The sequence below is a fragment of the Streptomyces sp. NPDC090741 genome (assembly GCF_044769045.1).
Lineage (GTDB): Bacteria > Actinomycetota > Actinomycetes > Streptomycetales > Streptomycetaceae > Streptomyces.
In genome coordinates this window covers 361,669-379,477 of the sequence record NZ_JBIVXF010000006.1, presented here as the reverse complement: position 1 = coordinate 379,477, position 17,809 = coordinate 361,669, and the positions used below count along the sequence as shown (strand labels likewise).

Below are 17,809 nucleotides of genomic sequence, written 5' to 3'. Positions count from 1 at the left end.
AAGAGGTCCTCCAGGTAGGTCTCGGGGGATCGGCTTCCCTCCGAGGTCAACGAGCGGGGGCGCGATACGCATCGGCTCACGAAGGGCCACTGCGGGCGCGCGGGGCAGAGGGGGCGCGCGGGTCCCCTCTGCGCTGCTCAGAGACGGCCGAAGAACTGGTTTCCGCGTGCCGAATGCTTCTCGCTCGTGTAGTACTCCTTCATCGCGGAGCTGATCTCGTCACGGCTCAACTGCCCGTCACCGTCGACGTCCAGCTGGTTGAAGGCCTCGTCGAAGGTCTCCCGGGGCAGGCGGAACATGCCGTGCAGCAGAGAGGTGTACTCCTCGCGCGTCAGCATGCCGTCGCCATCGCGGTCACCGAGCTCGGTCCAGGCGTTGCTCATGTTCCGGATCCGTTCCCAGATCCTGTTCTGGTCCGTGACGATCCGTGCTCGGAACGCCGCCCGGAACTCCTGCCGGTCGACCGCTCCGTCGTCGTTCTTGTCCATCTTGTGGAAGACGGTGTCCCAGAGGTCCGCCAGCGAATTCCGGAGTCCGGCCACAGCGTCCGGGGCGTAGCCGAGTGACTCGGCGAGCCTGTCCGAGAGGCCGATGACGTCCGACTTCTGAAGCCGCCCGTCGCGGTCCGAGTCGAATACGTCGAACGCCCGCTCCAGCTTGATGTCCAGAAGGCTCACAGCACCATCCATTCGCTCCGCGTAGTCACACCATCACGGTGTGAGGCGGGGCTCAGGAAACCACACGCCCCGGCCTTCGCGCATGGAAAGACCGGGGCGACTGGGCCTTCCGGGTGACGGCCTGTCGCCCCGGCCCTCGGCACGGTGACGAACCCCGCCGTCGCGGAGGCTTCCGACCCGTCCCACAGGACGGGCCGGTCCGGAGCGAAGGCGGGGTTCTCCTGCCCGGCTACCGCGACGCCGCAACCGCGGCGGGCGAGCGGCGCGACGGGGTGTCGGACCCGAGCGCCCCGAGGATGTCCTCCATCCTCTGCTTGGCGTCGCCGAAGAGCATCTGGGTGTTGTCACGGTAGAAGAGGGGGTTGGGAACGCCCGCGTATCCGGTTGCCATCGAGCGCTTGAAGACGACGACGTTCTCCGCTTCCCACACCCGCAGGACCGGCATACCGGCGATCGGGCTGGCGGGGTCTTCGGCGGCAGCCGGGTTGACGGTGTCGTTGGCGCCGATGACGAGCACGACCGTGGTGCCGGAGAGTTCGTCATTGATCTCGTCCATTTCCAGGACGATGTCGTACGGTACTTTCGCCTCCGCCAGCAGCACGTTCATGTGCCCCGGCAGCCGCCCGGCCACGGGGTGGATCCCGAAGCGCACGTCCACCCCTCGCTCGCGCAGCTTGCGGGTCAGCTCGGCGACCGGGTACTGGGCCTGCGCGACGGCCATTCCGTAGCCCGGAGCGATCACGACGGACGAGGCGTTCGCGAGCAGTTCGGCGGTGGCTTCGGCGGTGATCTCCTGGTGCTCACCGAGGTCGGTGTCGTCGCTCGCGGCGGCCTCGACACCGAAGCCGCCCGCGATCACGGAGATGAACGAGCGGTTCATCGCCTGGCACATGATGTAGGAGAGGTACGCGCCGGAGGAGCCGACCAGCGCTCCGGTGACGATGAGCAGGTTGTTGTTCAGCAGGAACCCGGACGCTGCCGCGGCCCAGCCGGAGTAACTGTTGAGCATCGACACCACGACCGGCATGTCGCCGCCGCCGATCGAGGCGACCAGGTGCACACCGAGGGCGAGCGCCACCGCGGTGACCGCGATGAGCAGACCGAGGCTCGGGCTGATGACGAAGAAGACGGTCAGGGCCGCGAACGCGACGAGGGCCCCGAGGTTGATCAGGTTCTTGCCGGGCAGCACCAGCGGGCTGGACTTGATGCGTGCCGACAGCTTCAGGTAGGCGATGATCGATCCGCTGAAGGTGACGGCGCCGATGAATATCCCGATGAACACTTCGGCGTGGTGGATGCCGAGCAGGTCCTGAGCCACCGCGACATGCCCGGGACCCTCCGCCTCGACCTCGAAGTAGCCGTTCCAGCCGACGAGTACGGCGGCCAGCCCGACGAAGCTGTGCAGGAGGGCGATGAGCTCGGGCATACCGGTCATCTCGACGACCCGGGCACGCCAGATTCCGATACCCGCGCCGATCAGCACGGCGACGACGAGCAGGGTCAGCCCCGTCGCGGCGATGCTGCGCGAGGCCAGGCCGATGGTGGCGGCGAGGGCGATCGCCATTCCGGAGGTGCCGAACACGAGCCCCGAACGGGAACTTTCGTGCCGTGAGAGCCCGGCGAGGCTGAGGATGAACAGGAGTGCGGCGACGATGTAGGCGGCCTGCGCGGCCGTGGCGGCAGTCATGTGGGTTCAGCCTCTCGAGAACATGGCGAGCATGCGGCGGGTGACCGCGAATCCGCCGAAAATGTTGATGCTGGCCAGCAGGATCGCGGCGAACGACAGCACGGTGATCGTGGTGTCCGCACGGCCGATCTGCAGGAGGGCGCCCACGACGACGATTCCGGAGATGGCGTTCGTGACCGACATGAGTGGCGTGTGCAGGGCGTGGTGGACCTTGCCGATGACGTAGTAGCCGATGACGATCGCGAGGACGAAGACGGTGAAGTTGCCGATCAGCTGGGACGGGGAGAACGCGGTCAGCAGGAAGAGCCCGGCCATTCCGGTACCGGCGAGCGCGTACTTCGCCGCCGCGGACATGGGCTTCTTGGCAGGTGCGACCGGCTTCACGGCCACCGGTGCCTGCGCCACCGGAGCGGCGGACACCTGTACGGGTGGCGGCGGCCAGGTCGTCTCGCCGTCACGGACCACGGTCATGGACCGCTGTACGACGTCTTCGAAGTCGATCCGGTGCTGGCCGTCCTTGGCCGGCGTGAGCAGCTTCATCAGGTTGACGAGGTTCGTGCCGTACAGCTGCGATGCCTGGGCCGGCAGACGGCTGGGCAGGTCGGTGTAACCGATGATCGTGACACCGTTCTCGGTGACGACCACCTCTCCCGCGACCGTGCCGGCGACGTTCCCGCCCTGCGCCGCGGCCATGTCGACGATCACGCTGCCGGGCCGCATGCTCGCGACGTCCTGCGCGGTGAGCAGCTTCGGCGCCGGGCGTCCGGGGATGAGCGCGGTGGTGATGACGATGTCGACGTCGGCGGCCTGCTCGCTGTAGATTTCCGCGGCCCGACGGTCGTACTCCTCCGAGGTCGCCTTGGCGTACCCGTCGGTGCCGGCCGCCTGCTCCACCTCGACGCCGAGGAACTCGCCGCCGAGCGAACGGACCTGCTCCGCCACCTCCGGCCGCGGATCGGTCGCGCGAACGATCGCTCCCAGGCTGCTGGCGGCGCCGATGGCGGCGAGTCCCGCCACGCCGGCGCCCGCGACGAGCACCTTCGCCGGCGGAACCTTTCCGGCCGCGGTCACCTGGCCGGTGAAGAACCGGCCGAACACGTGTGCCGCCTCGATGACCGCGCGGTAGCCGGCGATGTTGGCCATGGAGCTGAGCACGTCCAAGGACTGGGCCCGCGAGATCCGCGGGACGGCGTCCATGGCGAGCACCGTGATCGGACGCTGCGCGAGCTCCTCGATCAGGTCGGGGTTGTGCGCCGGGCCGATCAGGCTGACCAGCGTCGCCCCGTCGCCCAGACTCCGGATCTCCTCGCCGGACGGTGCGTTGACCTTCAGTACGACGTCGGCGCTCCAGGCGTCACCGACCTTCGCGCTCTGCGCCACGTACGCGTCGTCGGAGAAGCCGGAGGCCGTACCCGCTCCCGACTCGACGACGACCTCGTAGCCCAGCGCGACCAACTGGCGCACAGTCGCCGGCGTGGCCGCCACGCGCGTCTCTCCCGGGCTTGTCTCGGCTGCGACACCGATCCGCTGCGGTGCGGCATGACCCATGGTTCTACCTCCCTTGTGATTGAACGTGAATGTGGAACGGAGCCGACAGTGGCCGCAGTCCGAGGTCGCGGCCGATCAGTGACTTCATGACCTCGTTCGAGCCCGCCCAGATCTTGGCCACGCGGGCACTGATCCGGGCACGTGAGACCCGGTACTCCGTCATGTATCCGTGCCCGCCGAGGATCTGGACGCAGAAGTCGATGACCTCGTTGTGCACCTGCGCGCTCACTATTCCGTCTTGCTGAGTACCGGTAGTCAGCGTTACGGTGTACCAGTACTCAGCAACGCTGAATAGTTCACGGGGGAGGTGTTCCATGACCAAGCTTGAGACGGAGATGCTCAAGGGCACGCTGGAGGGCGTCATCCTCGCGTCCCTGTCCGGCCGGCCCGCCTACGGCTACGAGATCACGGCGCGGCTGCGAGAGCAGGGTTTCTCCGACATCGCCGAAGGGACCGTCTACGCGCTGCTCCTCAGGATCGAGAAGCGCGGTCTCGTCGACGTGGAGAAGGTCCCCTCCGAGATGGGGCCGCCGCGCAAGGTGCACTCCCTCAACGCGCAGGGACGGGAGTACCTCGAAGAGTTCTGGAGGGCATGGAGCTTCCTCACGGAACGACTGGAACAGCTCCGCGAAGGGGGTAAGTGACCATGTCCGAGGGTGAGAAGACCGGCTTCATCGCGAAGATGATCGGGCCCAAGAAGCGCTGGAGGGCGTACAAGGCGCGCGTCAAGGAGCTTCCCGAGGGCTACCGCACGGCGGTCGAAGCGATCGAGCGGTACCTGATGCACTTCGTGCCGACCGACGGCGACAGCAACGCGGCGATGTTCGAAGACCTCGCCGACCTGTTCGAGCAGGCGGTGGCGGACGGAACGCCGATCCGCGCGATTGTCGGAGAGGACCCGGTGGAGTTCGTCGACACCTTCGCCCAGAACTACTCCGAGGGTGGCTACGTCCCCGCCCGCGCCCGGAAGCGGCTGACCGACGACATCGAGCGTGCAGCCGGCAACGAAACCGGAAAGGACGACACGGCGGTCTGAACACGCGTCAGCACATCCCCCTCTCGCCGCATGCCCGCGGCACCGTCGAGACCGGCCAATGCGTCCAAGGAGATTCACCATGGGAAACGGCAACAACGGCTTATCCGAAGCAGGGCTGCGCCGCCTGCGCGAGGTACTGGAACGGCATGTGGAGTCCAAGAAGATCCCCGGACTCGTCGCCCTGGTCGGCCGGGGCGAGGAGACCCACGTCGAAGCGATCGGGACGATGCGCCATGACGGCGGCGCACCGATGCGCCGGGACACCATCTTCCGGATGGCCTCGACGACCAAGCCGGTCGCGGTCGCCGCGACGATGGTCCTGCTGGACGAGTGCCGGCTGAGGCTTGACGACCCGGTAGACCAGTGGCTGCCGGAACTGGCCGACCGGCGGGTGCTCAAGCGGCCCGACAGCCCGCTGGACGACACCGTCCCGGCGCGGCGTCCGATCACCGTGCGGGACCTGCTCACCTCCACCTGCGGGCTCGGGCTGGACACGACGGCGATGGGCTCCCCGATGATGAGCGCCTACGTCGAGCGGAAGGTCTACGGCGAGAACGGGTGGATGCTGCCGGCAGTCGAGCCGGACGAGTGGATGCGCCGCCTGGGCGCGCTTCCGCTGATGCACCAGCCCGGAGAGCGGTGGCTGTACAACGTTAGCGACGACCTGCTCGGGGTGCTGGTGGCCAGGGTCACCGGCCGGTCGTTCGAGGCGTTCCTGCGCGAGCGCGTCTTCGATCCGCTGGGGATGAAGGACACCGGGTTCCACGTGCCCGCCGACAAGATCCACCGGCTGCCGCCCCTGTACGCCCCCGATCCGCAGACCGGAGAGTTCCACGTGGAGGACCCGGCCGAGGGCGGGCACCACAGCAAGCCCCCGGCGTTCCAGTCCGGCGGCGGCGGACTCGACTCCACCGTCGACGACTACCACGCCTACTTCCGAATGCTGCTCAACCACGGGAAGCACGGCACCGAGCGGATCCTGTCCCGGCCGGCCGTCGAGCTGATGACCACCAACCGTCTCACGCCCGAGCAGACCGCCGACCTTCAGGCCTGGGCGCGCAGCGTCGTCCATCTGTCACACGGTCAGGGGCAGACCGGCGGCTGGGGCTTCGGGATGACGGTGCGCACCTACCGAGGTGACTACGCGCCCATCGGCCAGTTCGGCTGGGACGGCGGAGCCGGCACCACGACCTACGCCGACCCGGACAACCGGCTCGTCGGCATCCTTCTCACCCAGACCGGGATGTCCACCCCGGACTCGGCACGGGCCATGCAGGACTTCTGGACCACCCTCTACCAGGCGATCGACGACTGACCCGCCTACCCGGTCGAGGTCGGTCCGGCAGAAGACCTCGGCCAGGCTCCGCCCTTCTACGCCTTCACGGTCTGCGGTGTCCAGTTCGGATCGCGGCCGCTCAGCCCGACTGCCCGGTCGAGCAGCGGGGCGTCGTCCCGTACGGGTACGACGGCTCCGAAGGCGCCCCCGCCGCGTCCCTCGTCCTCGGCGGCTTGCAGCAGGAACGCATGCGAGGCGCGCAGCGCCGCGTGGTCGGGTGTGTACTTCTGGCCGGTGGCCCTGGCCAGGTCCCAGCCGTGGATGACCAGTTCGTCGGCAGCGACCGTAACCGCGATTTCGGCGGGGAGGTCCACGCCTCCCGCGCGGGTCATACCGGTCCAGGCGGCCGGCTTCCTCCAGGCTTCGGCCAGTTCGCCGAGGGCCCGGGGCAGTTCCTCGCGCCAGTCGGCGGGCAGGGAGGGGGTGGTGGAGCCGGGGGGAGTGTCCGTCGTGGGGCCCAGGTCCTTGCGGGCGGCGTCGCGGAATGCGACGGCGAGGCCGGTGAGGTGGCCCAGCAGGTCGCGGACCGTGTAGCCGGGGCAGGGCGTCCGGTCGGCGAGCGCCGCGTCAGGGACGTCCGTCGCGAGCCGGGCTACGAGCCGGGCCTGTGGTCCGAGGTCGACAGCCGTCGTGTCGGTCATCTGCCGCTCCCTCCGAGTGCTGGGCCTGAACGGTAGACCGGTGATGAAGCCGGGACTCATCGCCACACGGGCCCGAGATTTCACGTAAGCACAACGGCGTACAGTGCCCGCGCTGCGGCTTCGGCAGCACGGGGCTGACGATCCGACGCTCCTGCGCACAGTCGTCCAAAATTGCAGGCGCTCTCGCGCTCGCGGTGGGGATCGCGGTCGGGCACCTCGCAGACAGGCGCGGCGCAAGGGGGGTTTACGCCGCCACCCTCGTCGTCCAGGCGCCGGCCACGGCAGGCTTCATGCTGGCAGAGAGCTTCTGGCCGTTCGTGATCGCGGTGTGTGCGGCCACTGCGGCGAAAGGGGCCGGGCTGGCCGCGCGCAGCCCGATCATCCGGTACCACGGAGGAGACCGGCCGCAGGAGTTCCGCGCCTATCTGCGCGCCGTGACCAACATCGGCATCTCCCTGGGCGCAGTGCCGGCGGGATGGGCCGTACAGGTCGGCACCCACCATGCCTACCAACTCCTCGTCATCGGGAACGCGGTCGCCTTCGCCGCCTCCGCGGCCATCGTCCAGCCGCAGCATCGACACCACGCAGCCGGCGCCCTCGCCTACCGCCGGTACCTGGGCGTCTTCGGCCTCGGCGCCGGCTTGGCCGAGGCCATCGGGCCCGCGCTGCTCATCTCCCTGTGCATTACGTGGGGCCGCCCCGGCTGGTACGTCGTGGGAGCACTGTTCGCCCTGACAGGCCTGGCCGCCCCGCTCGCCGTCCGCCGGGCCGAGCACCAGCGGCACGGAAGGCGGCCGCGGCCCGAGAGTGCGGAGAAGCAGGTAGCCGCGCGAGGTTCTGCCTGCTGACCGCCGCACCCGAGCACCCGATTCTCGCCGCCACCGAGGCCCTGCTCGACGGCCTGGGCTCGCGGGTGAGCCGGCCGCTGCCGCGCACTGCACTCCGGCTCCCGATCCTCGCCCGCGCAACCTCAAGCAGCGCCGCTACGCCGGCTGGGCGAGACGCTCGCGCGGTGCCAGCGGAACCTCGGCCCACACCTGCTTGCCGCTGCTGAGCGGTACCGAACCCCACGACGCCGTCGTCGCCTCGACGATGAGGATCCCGCGGCCGCCTGTCGCCGACCAGTCCACGTCCGTGGGTTTGACCGGGCTGCGGGGCGAGGCGTCGTTCACGGCGATCCGCAGCCGGTCCGCGGTCAGCGTCAGATCCAGCTGCACCTCTCCCTGCGTATAGGCGATCGCATTGGTGACCAGCTCGGAGACCACCAGCAGGGCGACATCGAGTTCCTCCTCCACACCCCACGAACGCAGCGCGCGTGCGGCGAAACGGCGAGCGTGCTGCACGGCGTTGGGGAGCCGCCAGACGGTCCAGTTCGTCCGCATGGGCCGGACGATGGTGCCGTCGTAGCGCAAGAGCAGCAGCGCCACGTCGTCGTCCCGCCGATTGACGCCCGAGAGCAGTTCGTCGGCCACCAACCCCGGGTCGGCCGGGTCCGCCGTGGCCAGCACGTCGCACACCCGGCGCATCCCGTCCTCCAGAAGGAGGTTGGACGACTCGACCATGCCGTCCGTCAGCAGGGCCAGCAAGGTCCCCGGGACCAGGCCGACTTCCGTCATGGGGAATTCGGCGTCCGTGACCACTCCCAGTGGCGGTCCTCCCTCGACCGTGAACTCGTCGGTGCTGCCGTCCGGGTAGCGCAGGATCGGCTGCAAGTGGCCGGCGCGGACGAACCAGGCGATGCCCTCCTCCATGTCCAGGTCCACGTACAGACAGGTGGCGAACAGGTCGGTCTCCATGCCGACGAGCAGCCGGTTGGCCCGGGCGATGACCACGTCGGGCGGATGGCGCTCCACCGCGTAGGCCCTCACGGCCGTCCGTATCTGGCCCATGATGGTCGCGGCTCCGGCGCTGTGCCCCTGAACATCGCCGATGACGAGCGCCACGTGGCCGTCGTTGAGCGGGATGACGTCGTACCAGTCGCCGCCCACTTCGAGCCCCACCGTCGCCGGCAGATACCGGGCGACGGCCATCCCGCCGGGCAGCGAAGGCAGTTTTCGCGGCAGCAGGCTGCGCTGGAGCATCGTGGCGAGTTCATGGCCGGCGTCCAGCGCGTGGGCGCGCATCAGTGCCTGCCCCACCAGCCCCGCGGTGGCGGTCAGCAGCGACCGCTCCTCCGGCCCGAACCGGTGCTCACCGTCCCATCCCACGAGGCAGACCCCGACCATCCGGCCGTCCGCCGGCAGCGGCAGGACGGCGAGGCCGCCGGGCCCGATCCCCGCCAGCGCGGGTTCGAGGTCCGCACCCGGCGGCCATAGGCTCACATGGCCCTCCCGAAGGGCGTTGTGCAGCGTGGGCAGGTCGTGCATCGAGGCATCCGGCCACTCCGATCGCCATTCCGAACGCCACATACCCGGCCAGGCGCGCGGCTCGGGAGGGTCGAGGACGGTGAACACGAGCCGGTCGGCCTCCACCTCCGCGACCGCCACCCGGCTCGCGTCCAGTGGGCCGCGCAGGGAGTTGACGACGATCTGGCTGACGTCCCTGATGGTCGTCGCGCCGGCCAGCTTGGTGGACAGCCGCTGCACGATGGAGACTTCGTCGGCACTCGGGCGCAGGTAGGAGGCGTCGGCCACCACGCCGAGGACCCGCACGGGTGTGCCGTCGTCGTCCGTCATCACCCGGCACCGCAGGCCCAGCCAGCGCAGTTCGCCTCCCGGCCTGCGGATGCGGAACGCCAGCTGCTGCGGATCCGTCGTCAGTCTGTCCGGCTCCAGGATGGCCATCAGCGCAGGGATGTCGTCCGGCACGGCACTCGCGAGCAGCATCTCCACGTTGCCGTCGAACTGGTCGGGAGGGATGCCGAGCAGCTCCAGTACGCGCGCGTGCGCCTCCATGCGGCCGGAGTCGAGGTCGAGGATGAACGCGCCGCCCCGGAGCGGCACCAACGTGTGTCCCAGTACGGGGCGCCGGGCCGTGCGCCCGGGTGCGTGGGCGGCCACCGATTCGAGTCCGGCGGCGACCTGGTCGGCGTACAGCTCCAGCAGGCTCCGGCGGTCGCTGCTGAACCCGTCGGGGACCTCGCCGGCGACGATCAGGCATCCCAGCTCCTGGGCGCCGTGCCCGAGCGGCAGGGCGCCGAGCGAGAGTCTGGCCGGCGATGCCCTCATGGAGTCGTCCCGTACCCGGCCGGGGAAGTGGTGCGGGTCCTCCTCGACGTATGCGGCGAGTGCCTTCGGGGTCAGCCACAGCGGGCGGCCCGAGCGGTGGGCCTCGGCGGCCGGGGAGTGCCCGTCGACGGAGAGGACCGCGGGCAGTCCGTACAGCATGGAGCGGTTTCCGGTCATTTCGGCCAGATGGAGTTCCTTGCGGCCTTCGGCGAGCACGTAGACAGCGGCCAGCTCGGCCCCGCAGAACGCAAAGCGCTGCCTGGTCACGGTCTGTAATGCCCTCCTATGCGGGCAGCCACGGTCGACCGCCCTCCCTCCATGCTGTCGCGCCTTGCACCATCGGCGCGAGTCAGGAGCGGACAGAGCTGCGGGCGTGGTCGGATTCCGGTCCTTCCTGCCGGTCGCCGGCGGGTACCCCCAGGACGAGGTCACCGACTGGGGTACGTAGTGTTCACTTGAGCGGCACACGGATCCGGATGCGCCCCCGCCTCCGTGCAGCCAAGGATGTGTCCCCGCCTCGCCACCGGGATTGCGGCGACGCACGTGCCGTATGAACGCCTTCCCCGACCTGGACGGGCACCGATGACCGTTTCCGATCCCGCCGGCTCTCCCGTCCGGCGCCACCGCGCTCTTCTCGTGCCGCTGCTGGCTGCCGCCTCCGCCGGACTGCTGGCCGCCCGTACCGCCTTCGACTCCGACACCTTCCGGCACTGCCACTACCTGGGCCCCTCCACGCGGATGTACGTCACTTCGTGGGCCGGCGTCGCCTGTGGCTTGGGCGCCCTGCTGCTGTACGCCGTCTGGGGCCGTGCTGCGCAGCGCTCCGCGCCGACCGGCGAAGCGGCCTGGCAGCGGTGGCTCGCGGGGGCGTCCGCGCTCCTCACCGTGCCGGTGGTGGTGCTGCTCGTCATGTCGGCCTACTGGCTCTACGTGCCGGATCCGAGTGGCGGCTACGACTGCTCGGGCCTCCACCCGCTCATCCCGTAGGCAGCGGACCGGCTCGGGGTGGGTCGAACGAGGCCCCCGCGGCGATTCAGGGAAAGGAATGGCCCGTGAGCGCCGGGGCACGCTCAACGTGATCCGACGTGTGGGGAGTCTGCGCAGTCCAGCCTCCAGCCTCCAGCCTCCAGCGGTGCAGCCGGTCGCCGTCGAGCAGTGCCACCTGCTCCCCGGTGTCGGGGTCGTACGCCGCCGGCTCGTCGCGGCCATCGGCAGGGAACAAGTGCTCGGCATACCGCTGGGTCAGCACGCGGGAGCCCGGGCGGAATCCCGCCGGCGCGTGCATCCACGTGCCGCCGAGGATCCGGAGCTCACCGGCGCGCGGCTCCGCCCACCGGGTCGACCAGCTCTGCCAGGCGGTCCAGCAGGACACCACCACGGCGCCGCCGTCCGGACATCAGGACGGCACCGCGGCCGACGCCGGCGAACGGAGCTGCCGCCGGCCGAGCACCTCGCCGGTCGCCGCGTCCAGGAGCAGCAGGTCGTCCCAGGTGTAATTGCGGTCCGGCTCCAGGTCGTACACCAGGGCGGCCTTTGCCCTGTCGGGTTCCAGCACCGGCACGACGCCGCTCACCAGCCGTCCGTCCGGGCTGACGGCCGGGGTGGAGTGCGCCCGGGGCGGCGCCGTGCCACGGGGCGCGGGGGAGCTCCCGGCGTGCTTCGCCGTCGGAGCCCAGGGCCCGCACCGATGCCACCCCGGCCACCGCGAACCCGCCGTCGGGCATGGGGACCGCGCGCTCCTGGTCCTCCTTCGTCCGCAGGGCGGCGATCTCCACCCGGCTCACGATGCCGGCCCGCGCGCGGCCCCCTTCAGCAGGGCCGGGAAGGCCAGGGCGGCGGTGAGGGGGCGCTCCCGCGCGCGGTCGCAGCGTAGACCTGGCGACGCGGGGTGTCGTCCGGGTGCAGAGGAACGAGCGCGAGGTCGGCCCGCGCGGAGGAGGCGGCGAGCGCCGGGGATCAGGGTGACGCCGAGCCCGGCTGCGACGAAGCCCTGCTAGGCGATCCAGTCGGCTGCGACGAAGCCCGTCCGCCGCCCGCGATCCACTCCTCGTCGGCCGGTTCGGCCAGCCGCACGCCGGTCCGCCCTGCCGGCTGGTGGCCGCGCGGCAGGGCGACGTACATCCGCTCGTTGAGCAGGTGGTGCGGGGTGCAGCCCTGCGGCGACCGGTGCGGGGGTCACCGACACGTCCGCCGGTGCCGTCCGTGGCGCGGACCTCGTCGTCACGATGCCGGCTGATCCGGCGGCCCTGCGGGCCGTCTCCGACGGCATTCTGTCGCCGGCCGGCGCGGCCGGCGCCGCACTCAAGCTGCTGCTGATCACGCGGTGGTCGCCGGAGTCGGCGTGGTGGCAGAGGCCCTGAGGCTGGGTCACGCCCTGGGGCTGCCGGAGGAGCTGGTCCGCACCGAACTGGCCCGCGGACCACTGGCGGGCGCGGTGGCCCGTACGTACGCCGAGGCCTCCCACTTCCCGGTGGCCTTGGCTGCGAAGGACGTGGCCCCGGCCACCACCTGCCACGCCCCGCTCCCGATCCTGGAGGCGGTGCACGCCACGCTCACCGCCCGACCGGAGCTCGCGGACCGCGAGGGCGGCCACCGTCCGCCGGTCGCCCCTGCTCCGGCCGGCGTCCCCGGGTTCTACGCGACCTTGGGACCGCAGCGCATGCCGATGTAGACGCAGCCCGTGCCGTCGGGCAGGGTGGAGAAGATCACCGGCATGTAGTCCTCGCTGAATGCCGCGCCCACCCCGGTGCCGGCGAAGACCGTCTCCGTCACCGGCAGCAGATCGATCTGAAGGGGTTCGGAGAAGTCCTTCATGCCGTCGACGAATTCGTACAGCGCGCGGCCCGCGCCGTCCCGCTCGGTCACGGTGATGACCACGCCCTCGCGCCGGTAGGTGCCGACCAGCGGTGCGAAATCGACCGCGGGCGGCTGGGCCGGCGGGGCGAAGGGCTCCGGCATGGTCACCCCGGCGAGTTCGGCGAGGAGTTCGCGGTAGAGCGCGGCGTACACCTCGCGTGCGCCACCGCCGTTGGTGAGCAGCGCGACCGCGACGCCCGCCGACGGCACCACGCGCAGGTAGCCGTACTGCCCGATGGACGCGCCGTCGTGCCCGTAGCCGGGGATGCCGTTCCAGTCGTACAGGGTCCAGCCCAGGCCCCAGCCGTCCGAGCTGACCGTCCACTTGTCGGGGCAGTCCACCACCCGGTCCTGCATCAGTGCGACCGTCTCCCCGGAGAGCACGCGCGTGCCGTCCTCGGCCACGCCCCCGGCCAGGTGCATCCGCGCGAACCGGGCGAGGTCTCCGGCGGTGGCGATGACCCTGCCGTAGGGGCCCGCCGAGCGCGGCATCATGTCCCATTCCGGTGCCGGGTCCGGGTCCTGGCCCGGCTCACCCAGGTGTCCCATCGCCGCTCGGAACCGCAGCGCCTCCTCGGGCAGCGTCATGGTGTGGGTGAGTCCGAGCGGGGTCAGGAGCAGGTCCCTCAGCGCCTCGTCCCAGACCTTGCCGGTCACCACCTCGATGATCCGGCCGAGCACGTTGTAGCCGACGCTGCTGTAGGAGATCGCGGAGCCGGGCGGGCAGTCGAGCGCCACGCCCTTCGCGGCCTCGACGTACTTGGCGAGGCAGTCGTCGCCGCGCCCGCTGTCGTGGGTGAAGTCGCAGGTGAGACCGCCGGTGTGGCTGAGCAGCCGGCGCGTGGTGATCGCCCTGGTCGCGTCGGGGTCGGCGACCGAGAACTCCGGCAGTACGTCGACGACCGGGGCATCCAGGTCCAGTTCCCCTGATTCGGCGAGTTGCATGATCAGGGTGGCGGTGTAGACCTTGGCTATCGAGCCCATCTGGAAGACCGAGTCGGTCGTCACCTCCACGCCGGTTCCGCGGTGGAGCACGCCGCTGGCCAGTTCGTGAACGGTCCCGTCGACGAGGAGCGCGAGGGATGCGCCCGGGACGTGGTGCTTGGCGCGCAGCGCGTCGAGGCGGGCCTGCCAGTGGTCGAGGTCCAGTTTCCGGCCCGCGGAATCCCGGGACCCCCATGCGCCCGTGGCGTTCCAGTTGCCCCGATCGCCCCAGCTCACGTTCTTCGGCATGTCTGCTCCCATCCGATGTGTACGACGTTCCTTCGTTGACAACACCCGGCTGCGGCCGCCTGTTCTGGGGCCCGAGGTCGGCAACGCCCCCGGACGGCGTGGTGCCCCAGGGCTTCTTTGCCACCCGCAAGGGGTTTCAGGCGGCCGGGCGACCCGTCTGCTGGAAGGCCGGGTCGGGGCGGAGTGCGGAGGGCCGGGCGAGGAGGCAGGTGAGGGCACCCAGGAGGAATCCGTACACGGACACCAGGCCGTGGCCGTTGGACTGGGCGAACCAAATGGCCAGGCCGAGTACGGGAACGCCTGCGGCCAGCAGGGCTTCCTTGCCCCGCGCCCTGCCCCGGTCGGTCCGGATGACGCGCACGAGCAGGGCCGAGGCCAGGGTCGCGCCGAGGAAGTAGGTGGCACCCGAACTGCCCGCGAAGTTGCGCGGGTCGGTGCTGTGGTGCCCACCTGCGCCGACCAGGCCGTCGATGTGCTCGGGCAGGAGGATCCCCGCGAGGAACAGGCCCAGAGTGAGCGGGGCGCCCCAGAACCAGTCGGCCAGCGCGGCGATGACCGCGAGCGTGGCGATGTTCCAGGCCCCGCCGAACAGCCCGCCGTTCTGCATGAACACCGAGGTGACGACCCGCCACCAGCCGGACCTGGCCGGGTCGCTGCCGAAGGTGTCCATCGCACCGGCCCAGCACAGCTGGAGCGCCACCCCGGTCAGCGCGAGCCCGGTCAGGGCCACCGCTGCCCAGGGGACGCGCCGCCCGCGCAGGGTGTCCTCGCCCAGCAGGGCCAGTCCGCCCTTGAACATCAAAACCATCAATGCCGCCGTGGTCACGTTGAACACCAGCGCGCCCATCGTCACCACCCCCCTTCAGTCCCCGTGGCTTCCATCAGGGACGACAATAACCCGCGATGGGCTAAATTCAAACAGTGTTAGAAAATGGAGGTAGGCTGCTCCCGTGAAGCTGACAGTGGAGAGGATCATCGACGCCGGCATGGCGGTGTTCGCCGAAACCGGCTACCACGGACTGTCCATGAGGCGCGTAGCGCAGCGACTCGACGCCCAGGCGGGGAGCCTGTACTACCACGTTCCCAACAAGGGCGCCCTGGTCCAGCTCATGGCGGACCGTGTCGCCCGGCAGGCCTACGACGCGGGCACGACCGCCCTCGATCAGCTGGGCCCCGGGGCGGACTGGCGGCAACGGATCGAGGTCCAGCTCGTGACGCTCCGCCACAGCATCCGCCGCCATGCCGGCGGCGCGGTCATGCTCGCCGACAGCCCGAAAGTCCTCAGCCCCGGCGCGTTGTCCTTGATGGAGCGGCTGCTGGAGACCCTGCGCGAGGCAGGGGTACCCGCCGCGCACCGCGGTGTCGCCGCGGACACACTGCTCAGCCATGTCACGGGTTTCGTCCTCCAGGAGCAGAGCCAGTCGCCCGCCGGGGGAGTCAGCGCCGACGACGCGACTGCCTTGCGGGAGCGCTACCCCATGACCGTCGCCGAGGCCGGCACCCTCACGGAGGACGAGAAGTTCACCCGCAGTGTGCGGCTCCTGTGCGCGGGCGTCGAAACGCTCGTCGAGCCGACCCGGAGGTAGGTGAGCGCGGCACCGGCGGACCGCACGGGTGTACGTCGGCGGCGCGGCCGATCGCGTCCGGACGGCAGTGGACCCACAGGTCCGAACCGCACCCGGGTGACGGCCGTCCGGGCGACCGCGTCGGGCGGCTTGAAGATCTTCGGATCTCCGGGGGGCTTGAAGCAGATGCCGCGGGGGAGTGGCTCACACCTCTCTTTCGGCCTGCAGGCCGTACGGTCGAGGTGTGGACAACCGTCGCGTGCGAAGGGAGGGGCGAAGGTGAGCCGGATTCTGGTGACGGGGTCCACGGAGGGTCTTGGCCGGGCCGCGGCGGAATCGCTGCTGCTCGAGGGACACGATGTCGTGCTGCACGCACGGAACCGGCAGCGCGCGGAGGACGTCCGGGAACTGGTCGACCGCGGAGCGGACCTCGTCGTGGGCGACTTCACCGAGCGGGACGCCGTACGGCGCATCGCCGCCGAGCTGAACGGCACGAGGCCGCTCGACGCGGTCATCCACAACGTCGGCGTGTACCGGGGCCCGGACGTCATGCCGGTCAACATCATCGCGCCGTACCTGCTCACGGCCCTGCTCCGCGGTCCGCGCCGGCTGGTGTATCTGAGCAGCGGCTCGCACTTCGACGGGCGCCCCTCGCTTGCCGGCGTCGACTGGCAGGGGAACGGCCCGGGGTCGTACGCCGACAGCAAGCTGTTCGTCACCACGCTCGCCGCCGCGGTGGCACGTCTGCGTCCCGGCGTGCTGAGCAACGCCGTGGATCCGGGGTGGGTGCCGACCAGAATGGGCGGGCCCCATGCGCCGGACGATCTTGAGCTCGGACACCGCACGCAGGAGTGGCTCGCCGTCGACGATGATCCCGGGGCCCTGACGAGCGGCGGGTACTGGTACCACCGCCGGCGGCGCGAGCCGCACCCTGCCGTCCACGACGAGGCGTTCCAGGACCGGCTCGTGCAGACGCTGACCGAGGAGACGGACACCGCACTCTGACCGATGCGCACGTGTCCGCGGCGCGATCGGCCTCGTTGCCTCTCCCCTAGAGTGTCGTGCCGCCGACAGGCATGAAATCGCGGGCCGCGATGAACCCGGGCCGGCGGGCGGATGCGGCGAAGGGCTCCAGCGGGGTGTTGTCGATGCTGTTGAAGACGACGAAGACGTTGCTGCGCGGCCAGGGGGTGATGTTGTCGCTGGAGCCGTGCATGCAGTTGCTGTCGAACCAGGTCGCGGATCCCGCCCGGCCGGTGAACAGCCGGATGCCGTGCTGCTCGGCCAGCTGGGCCAGCCCGGTGTCGGATGGGGTGCCGGCTTCCTGCATCCGCAGGGACGTCTTGTAGTTGTCCTTCGGCGTCGCGCCGGCGCAGCCGATGAAGGTGCGGTGCGAGCCGGGCATGATCATGAGGCTGCCGTTGGTGTCGTGGTTGTCGGTCAGGGCGATCGACACGGACACCGCTCGCATGCGGGGCAGGCCGTCCTCGGCGTGCCACGTCTCGAAGTCCGAGTGCCAGTAGAAGCCGCTGCCCCGGTAGCCGGGCTTGACGTTGATACGGCTCTGGTGGACGTACACCTCGGAGCCGAGCAGCGAGCGGGCGCGGTCGACGAGGCGTGGATCGTGCACGAGGCCGGCGAACATGCTGCTGATCTTGTGGATCTCGAAGATGCTGCGGACCTCGTCCGAGGCCGGCTCGGTCACGACGCGCTCGTCGCCGCGCAGCTCGGGGTCGGCCGCCAGCCGCCGCATCTCGCTGCGGAAGGCTTTCACTTCGGCCGGGGTGATCAGTGCGTCGACGCACCGGAACCCGTCGCGCTCGTACGCCGCCAGATCCGGCCCGCTCCAGGGGCCGCCCGCCCCCGAGGTGTTCCCCGGCGCGCACCACACCACCGGGTCCAAGCGCTCGCCGTCTCGGTACCGGCGAACATCACGGTCTCGTGCAGGGAGAACCCGACGCGCTCGCGCGCAAGGACGATCCGCTTGCTGTGCCAGGTTCCCGATGCCGAGCGGACGTGCCGGTCGGTGTCATCGAGATCGTTGAAGGATCGAACAATCACGA

Annotated in this window: 19 protein-coding genes and 2 pseudogenes; 9 read left to right on the top strand and 12 right to left on the bottom strand. The window is 70.4% G+C overall.

All coding sequences use genetic code 11. From position 1 onward, the window contains the following. Window positions 1–137 precede the first annotated feature (137 nt). The 4 genes from ACIQU4_RS19380 to ACIQU4_RS19365 all read right to left on the bottom strand — a co-directional run bounded on the left by ACIQU4_RS19380 (window position 138) and on the right by ACIQU4_RS19365 (window position 4,141). A complete protein-coding gene (locus ACIQU4_RS19380; protein WP_403731854.1) occupies window positions 138–677 on the bottom strand; it encodes an EF-hand domain-containing protein in 540 nt (179 codons plus the stop codon). Between the two features lie 229 nt (window positions 678–906). Beyond that, window positions 907–2,364 carry a Re/Si-specific NAD(P)(+) transhydrogenase subunit beta gene (gene pntB, locus ACIQU4_RS19375; protein WP_403731850.1) on the bottom strand — a complete coding sequence of 486 codons (1,458 nt, stop codon included), beginning with the start codon at window positions 2,362–2,364 and terminating at the stop codon, window positions 907–909. A 6-nt stretch (window positions 2,365–2,370) separates the two neighbouring features. Next, on the bottom strand, window positions 2,371–3,912 hold the full coding sequence (locus tag ACIQU4_RS19370) for a Re/Si-specific NAD(P)(+) transhydrogenase subunit alpha (RefSeq protein ID WP_403731847.1): 1,542 nt from the start codon (window positions 3,910–3,912) through the stop codon (window positions 2,371–2,373). Window positions 3,913–3,916: 4 nt separating this feature from the next. Then, window positions 3,917–4,141 carry an acyl-CoA dehydrogenase family protein gene (locus tag ACIQU4_RS19365; protein ID WP_403731845.1) on the bottom strand — a complete coding sequence of 75 codons (225 nt, stop codon included), beginning with the start codon at window positions 4,139–4,141 and terminating at the stop codon, window positions 3,917–3,919. Between the two features lie 85 nt (window positions 4,142–4,226). On the opposite strand from ACIQU4_RS19365, the gene ACIQU4_RS19360 reads away from it, so the two are divergent. The 3 genes from ACIQU4_RS19360 to ACIQU4_RS19350 all read left to right on the top strand — a co-directional run bounded on the left by ACIQU4_RS19360 (window position 4,227) and on the right by ACIQU4_RS19350 (window position 6,263). Further along, window positions 4,227–4,556 carry a PadR family transcriptional regulator gene (locus ACIQU4_RS19360; RefSeq protein ID WP_403731842.1) on the top strand — a complete coding sequence of 110 codons (330 nt, stop codon included), beginning with the start codon at window positions 4,227–4,229 and terminating at the stop codon, window positions 4,554–4,556. Window positions 4,557–4,558: 2 nt separating this feature from the next. After that, entirely contained in the window at window positions 4,559–4,948 is a 390-nt protein-coding gene (locus tag ACIQU4_RS19355) for a DUF1048 domain-containing protein (RefSeq protein WP_403731839.1), read from the top strand. A 79-nt stretch (window positions 4,949–5,027) separates the two neighbouring features. Then, complete coding sequence (locus ACIQU4_RS19350) at window positions 5,028–6,263, top strand: serine hydrolase domain-containing protein (protein WP_403731836.1); 1,236 nt, start codon at window positions 5,028–5,030, stop codon at window positions 6,261–6,263. Between the two features lie 56 nt (window positions 6,264–6,319). On the opposite strand, the gene ACIQU4_RS19345 is transcribed toward ACIQU4_RS19350, so the two are convergent. After that, window positions 6,320–6,925 carry a TIGR03086 family metal-binding protein gene (locus tag ACIQU4_RS19345; protein WP_403731833.1) on the bottom strand — a complete coding sequence of 202 codons (606 nt, stop codon included), beginning with the start codon at window positions 6,923–6,925 and terminating at the stop codon, window positions 6,320–6,322. Between the two features lie 290 nt (window positions 6,926–7,215). Between ACIQU4_RS19345 and ACIQU4_RS19340 the strand changes: the two genes are divergently transcribed. Further along, window positions 7,216–7,773, top strand: coding sequence for a hypothetical protein (locus ACIQU4_RS19340; protein WP_403731830.1), 558 nt, complete (start codon window positions 7,216–7,218; stop codon window positions 7,771–7,773). Between the two features lie 135 nt (window positions 7,774–7,908). On the opposite strand, the gene ACIQU4_RS19335 is transcribed toward ACIQU4_RS19340, so the two are convergent. Next, complete coding sequence (locus tag ACIQU4_RS19335; protein WP_403731827.1) at window positions 7,909–10,359, bottom strand: SpoIIE family protein phosphatase; 2,451 nt, start codon at window positions 10,357–10,359, stop codon at window positions 7,909–7,911. Between the two features lie 315 nt (window positions 10,360–10,674). On the opposite strand from ACIQU4_RS19335, the gene ACIQU4_RS19330 reads away from it, so the two are divergent. Further along, entirely contained in the window at window positions 10,675–11,079 is a 405-nt protein-coding gene (locus ACIQU4_RS19330; protein WP_403731824.1) for a hypothetical protein, read from the top strand. Window positions 11,080–11,125: 46 nt separating this feature from the next. On the opposite strand, the gene ACIQU4_RS19325 is transcribed toward ACIQU4_RS19330, so the two are convergent. Together ACIQU4_RS19325 and ACIQU4_RS19320 are read right to left on the bottom strand one after the other, a co-directional pair. After that, window positions 11,126–11,470 carry a hypothetical protein gene (locus ACIQU4_RS19325; RefSeq protein ID WP_403731821.1) on the bottom strand — a complete coding sequence of 115 codons (345 nt, stop codon included), beginning with the start codon at window positions 11,468–11,470 and terminating at the stop codon, window positions 11,126–11,128. A gap of 18 nt (window positions 11,471–11,488) precedes the next feature. Beyond that, entirely contained in the window at window positions 11,489–11,665 is a 177-nt protein-coding gene (locus tag ACIQU4_RS19320; protein ID WP_403731818.1) for a hypothetical protein, read from the bottom strand. A gap of 652 nt (window positions 11,666–12,317) precedes the next feature. On the opposite strand from ACIQU4_RS19320, the gene ACIQU4_RS19315 reads away from it, so the two are divergent. Both ACIQU4_RS19315 and ACIQU4_RS19310 read left to right on the top strand, forming a co-directional pair. After that, window positions 12,318–12,452 carry a hypothetical protein gene (locus tag ACIQU4_RS19315; protein WP_403731816.1) on the top strand — a complete coding sequence of 45 codons (135 nt, stop codon included), beginning with the start codon at window positions 12,318–12,320 and terminating at the stop codon, window positions 12,450–12,452. Beyond that, on the top strand, window positions 12,437–12,763 hold the full coding sequence (locus ACIQU4_RS19310; protein WP_403731813.1) for a hypothetical protein: 327 nt from the start codon (window positions 12,437–12,439) through the stop codon (window positions 12,761–12,763). The genes ACIQU4_RS19315 and ACIQU4_RS19310 overlap by 16 nt, the downstream gene beginning before the upstream one ends. Here ACIQU4_RS19310 and ACIQU4_RS19305 read toward each other — a convergent pair. Further along, window positions 12,727–14,181 carry a serine hydrolase domain-containing protein gene (locus ACIQU4_RS19305; RefSeq protein ID WP_403731810.1) on the bottom strand — a complete coding sequence of 485 codons (1,455 nt, stop codon included), beginning with the start codon at window positions 14,179–14,181 and terminating at the stop codon, window positions 12,727–12,729. The two genes, ACIQU4_RS19310 and ACIQU4_RS19305, sit on opposite strands and share 37 nt — an antisense overlap. A 136-nt stretch (window positions 14,182–14,317) precedes the next feature. Beyond that, window positions 14,318–15,028, bottom strand: coding sequence for a hypothetical protein (locus ACIQU4_RS19300; RefSeq protein WP_403731807.1), 711 nt, complete (start codon window positions 15,026–15,028; stop codon window positions 14,318–14,320). Between the two features lie 103 nt (window positions 15,029–15,131). On the opposite strand from ACIQU4_RS19300, the gene ACIQU4_RS19295 reads away from it, so the two are divergent. Together ACIQU4_RS19295 and ACIQU4_RS19290 are read left to right on the top strand one after the other, a co-directional pair. Beyond that, on the top strand, window positions 15,132–15,767 hold the full coding sequence (locus ACIQU4_RS19295) for a TetR/AcrR family transcriptional regulator (RefSeq protein ID WP_403731804.1): 636 nt from the start codon (window positions 15,132–15,134) through the stop codon (window positions 15,765–15,767). Window positions 15,768–16,025: 258 nt separating this feature from the next. Then, window positions 16,026–16,751 carry an SDR family NAD(P)-dependent oxidoreductase gene (locus ACIQU4_RS19290; protein ID WP_403731801.1) on the top strand — a complete coding sequence of 242 codons (726 nt, stop codon included), beginning with the start codon at window positions 16,026–16,028 and terminating at the stop codon, window positions 16,749–16,751. 46 nt (window positions 16,752–16,797) lie between these two features. Here the strand turns inward: ACIQU4_RS19290 and thpD are convergent. Continuing rightward, window positions 16,798–17,652: pseudogene (gene thpD, locus ACIQU4_RS19285) on the bottom strand (ectoine hydroxylase); the annotation flags it as partial. After that, window positions 17,646–17,807: pseudogene (locus ACIQU4_RS19280) on the bottom strand (ectoine synthase); the annotation flags it as partial. The pseudogenes ACIQU4_RS19280 and thpD, both read right to left, overlap by 7 nt. Window positions 17,808–17,809 lie beyond the last annotated feature (2 nt).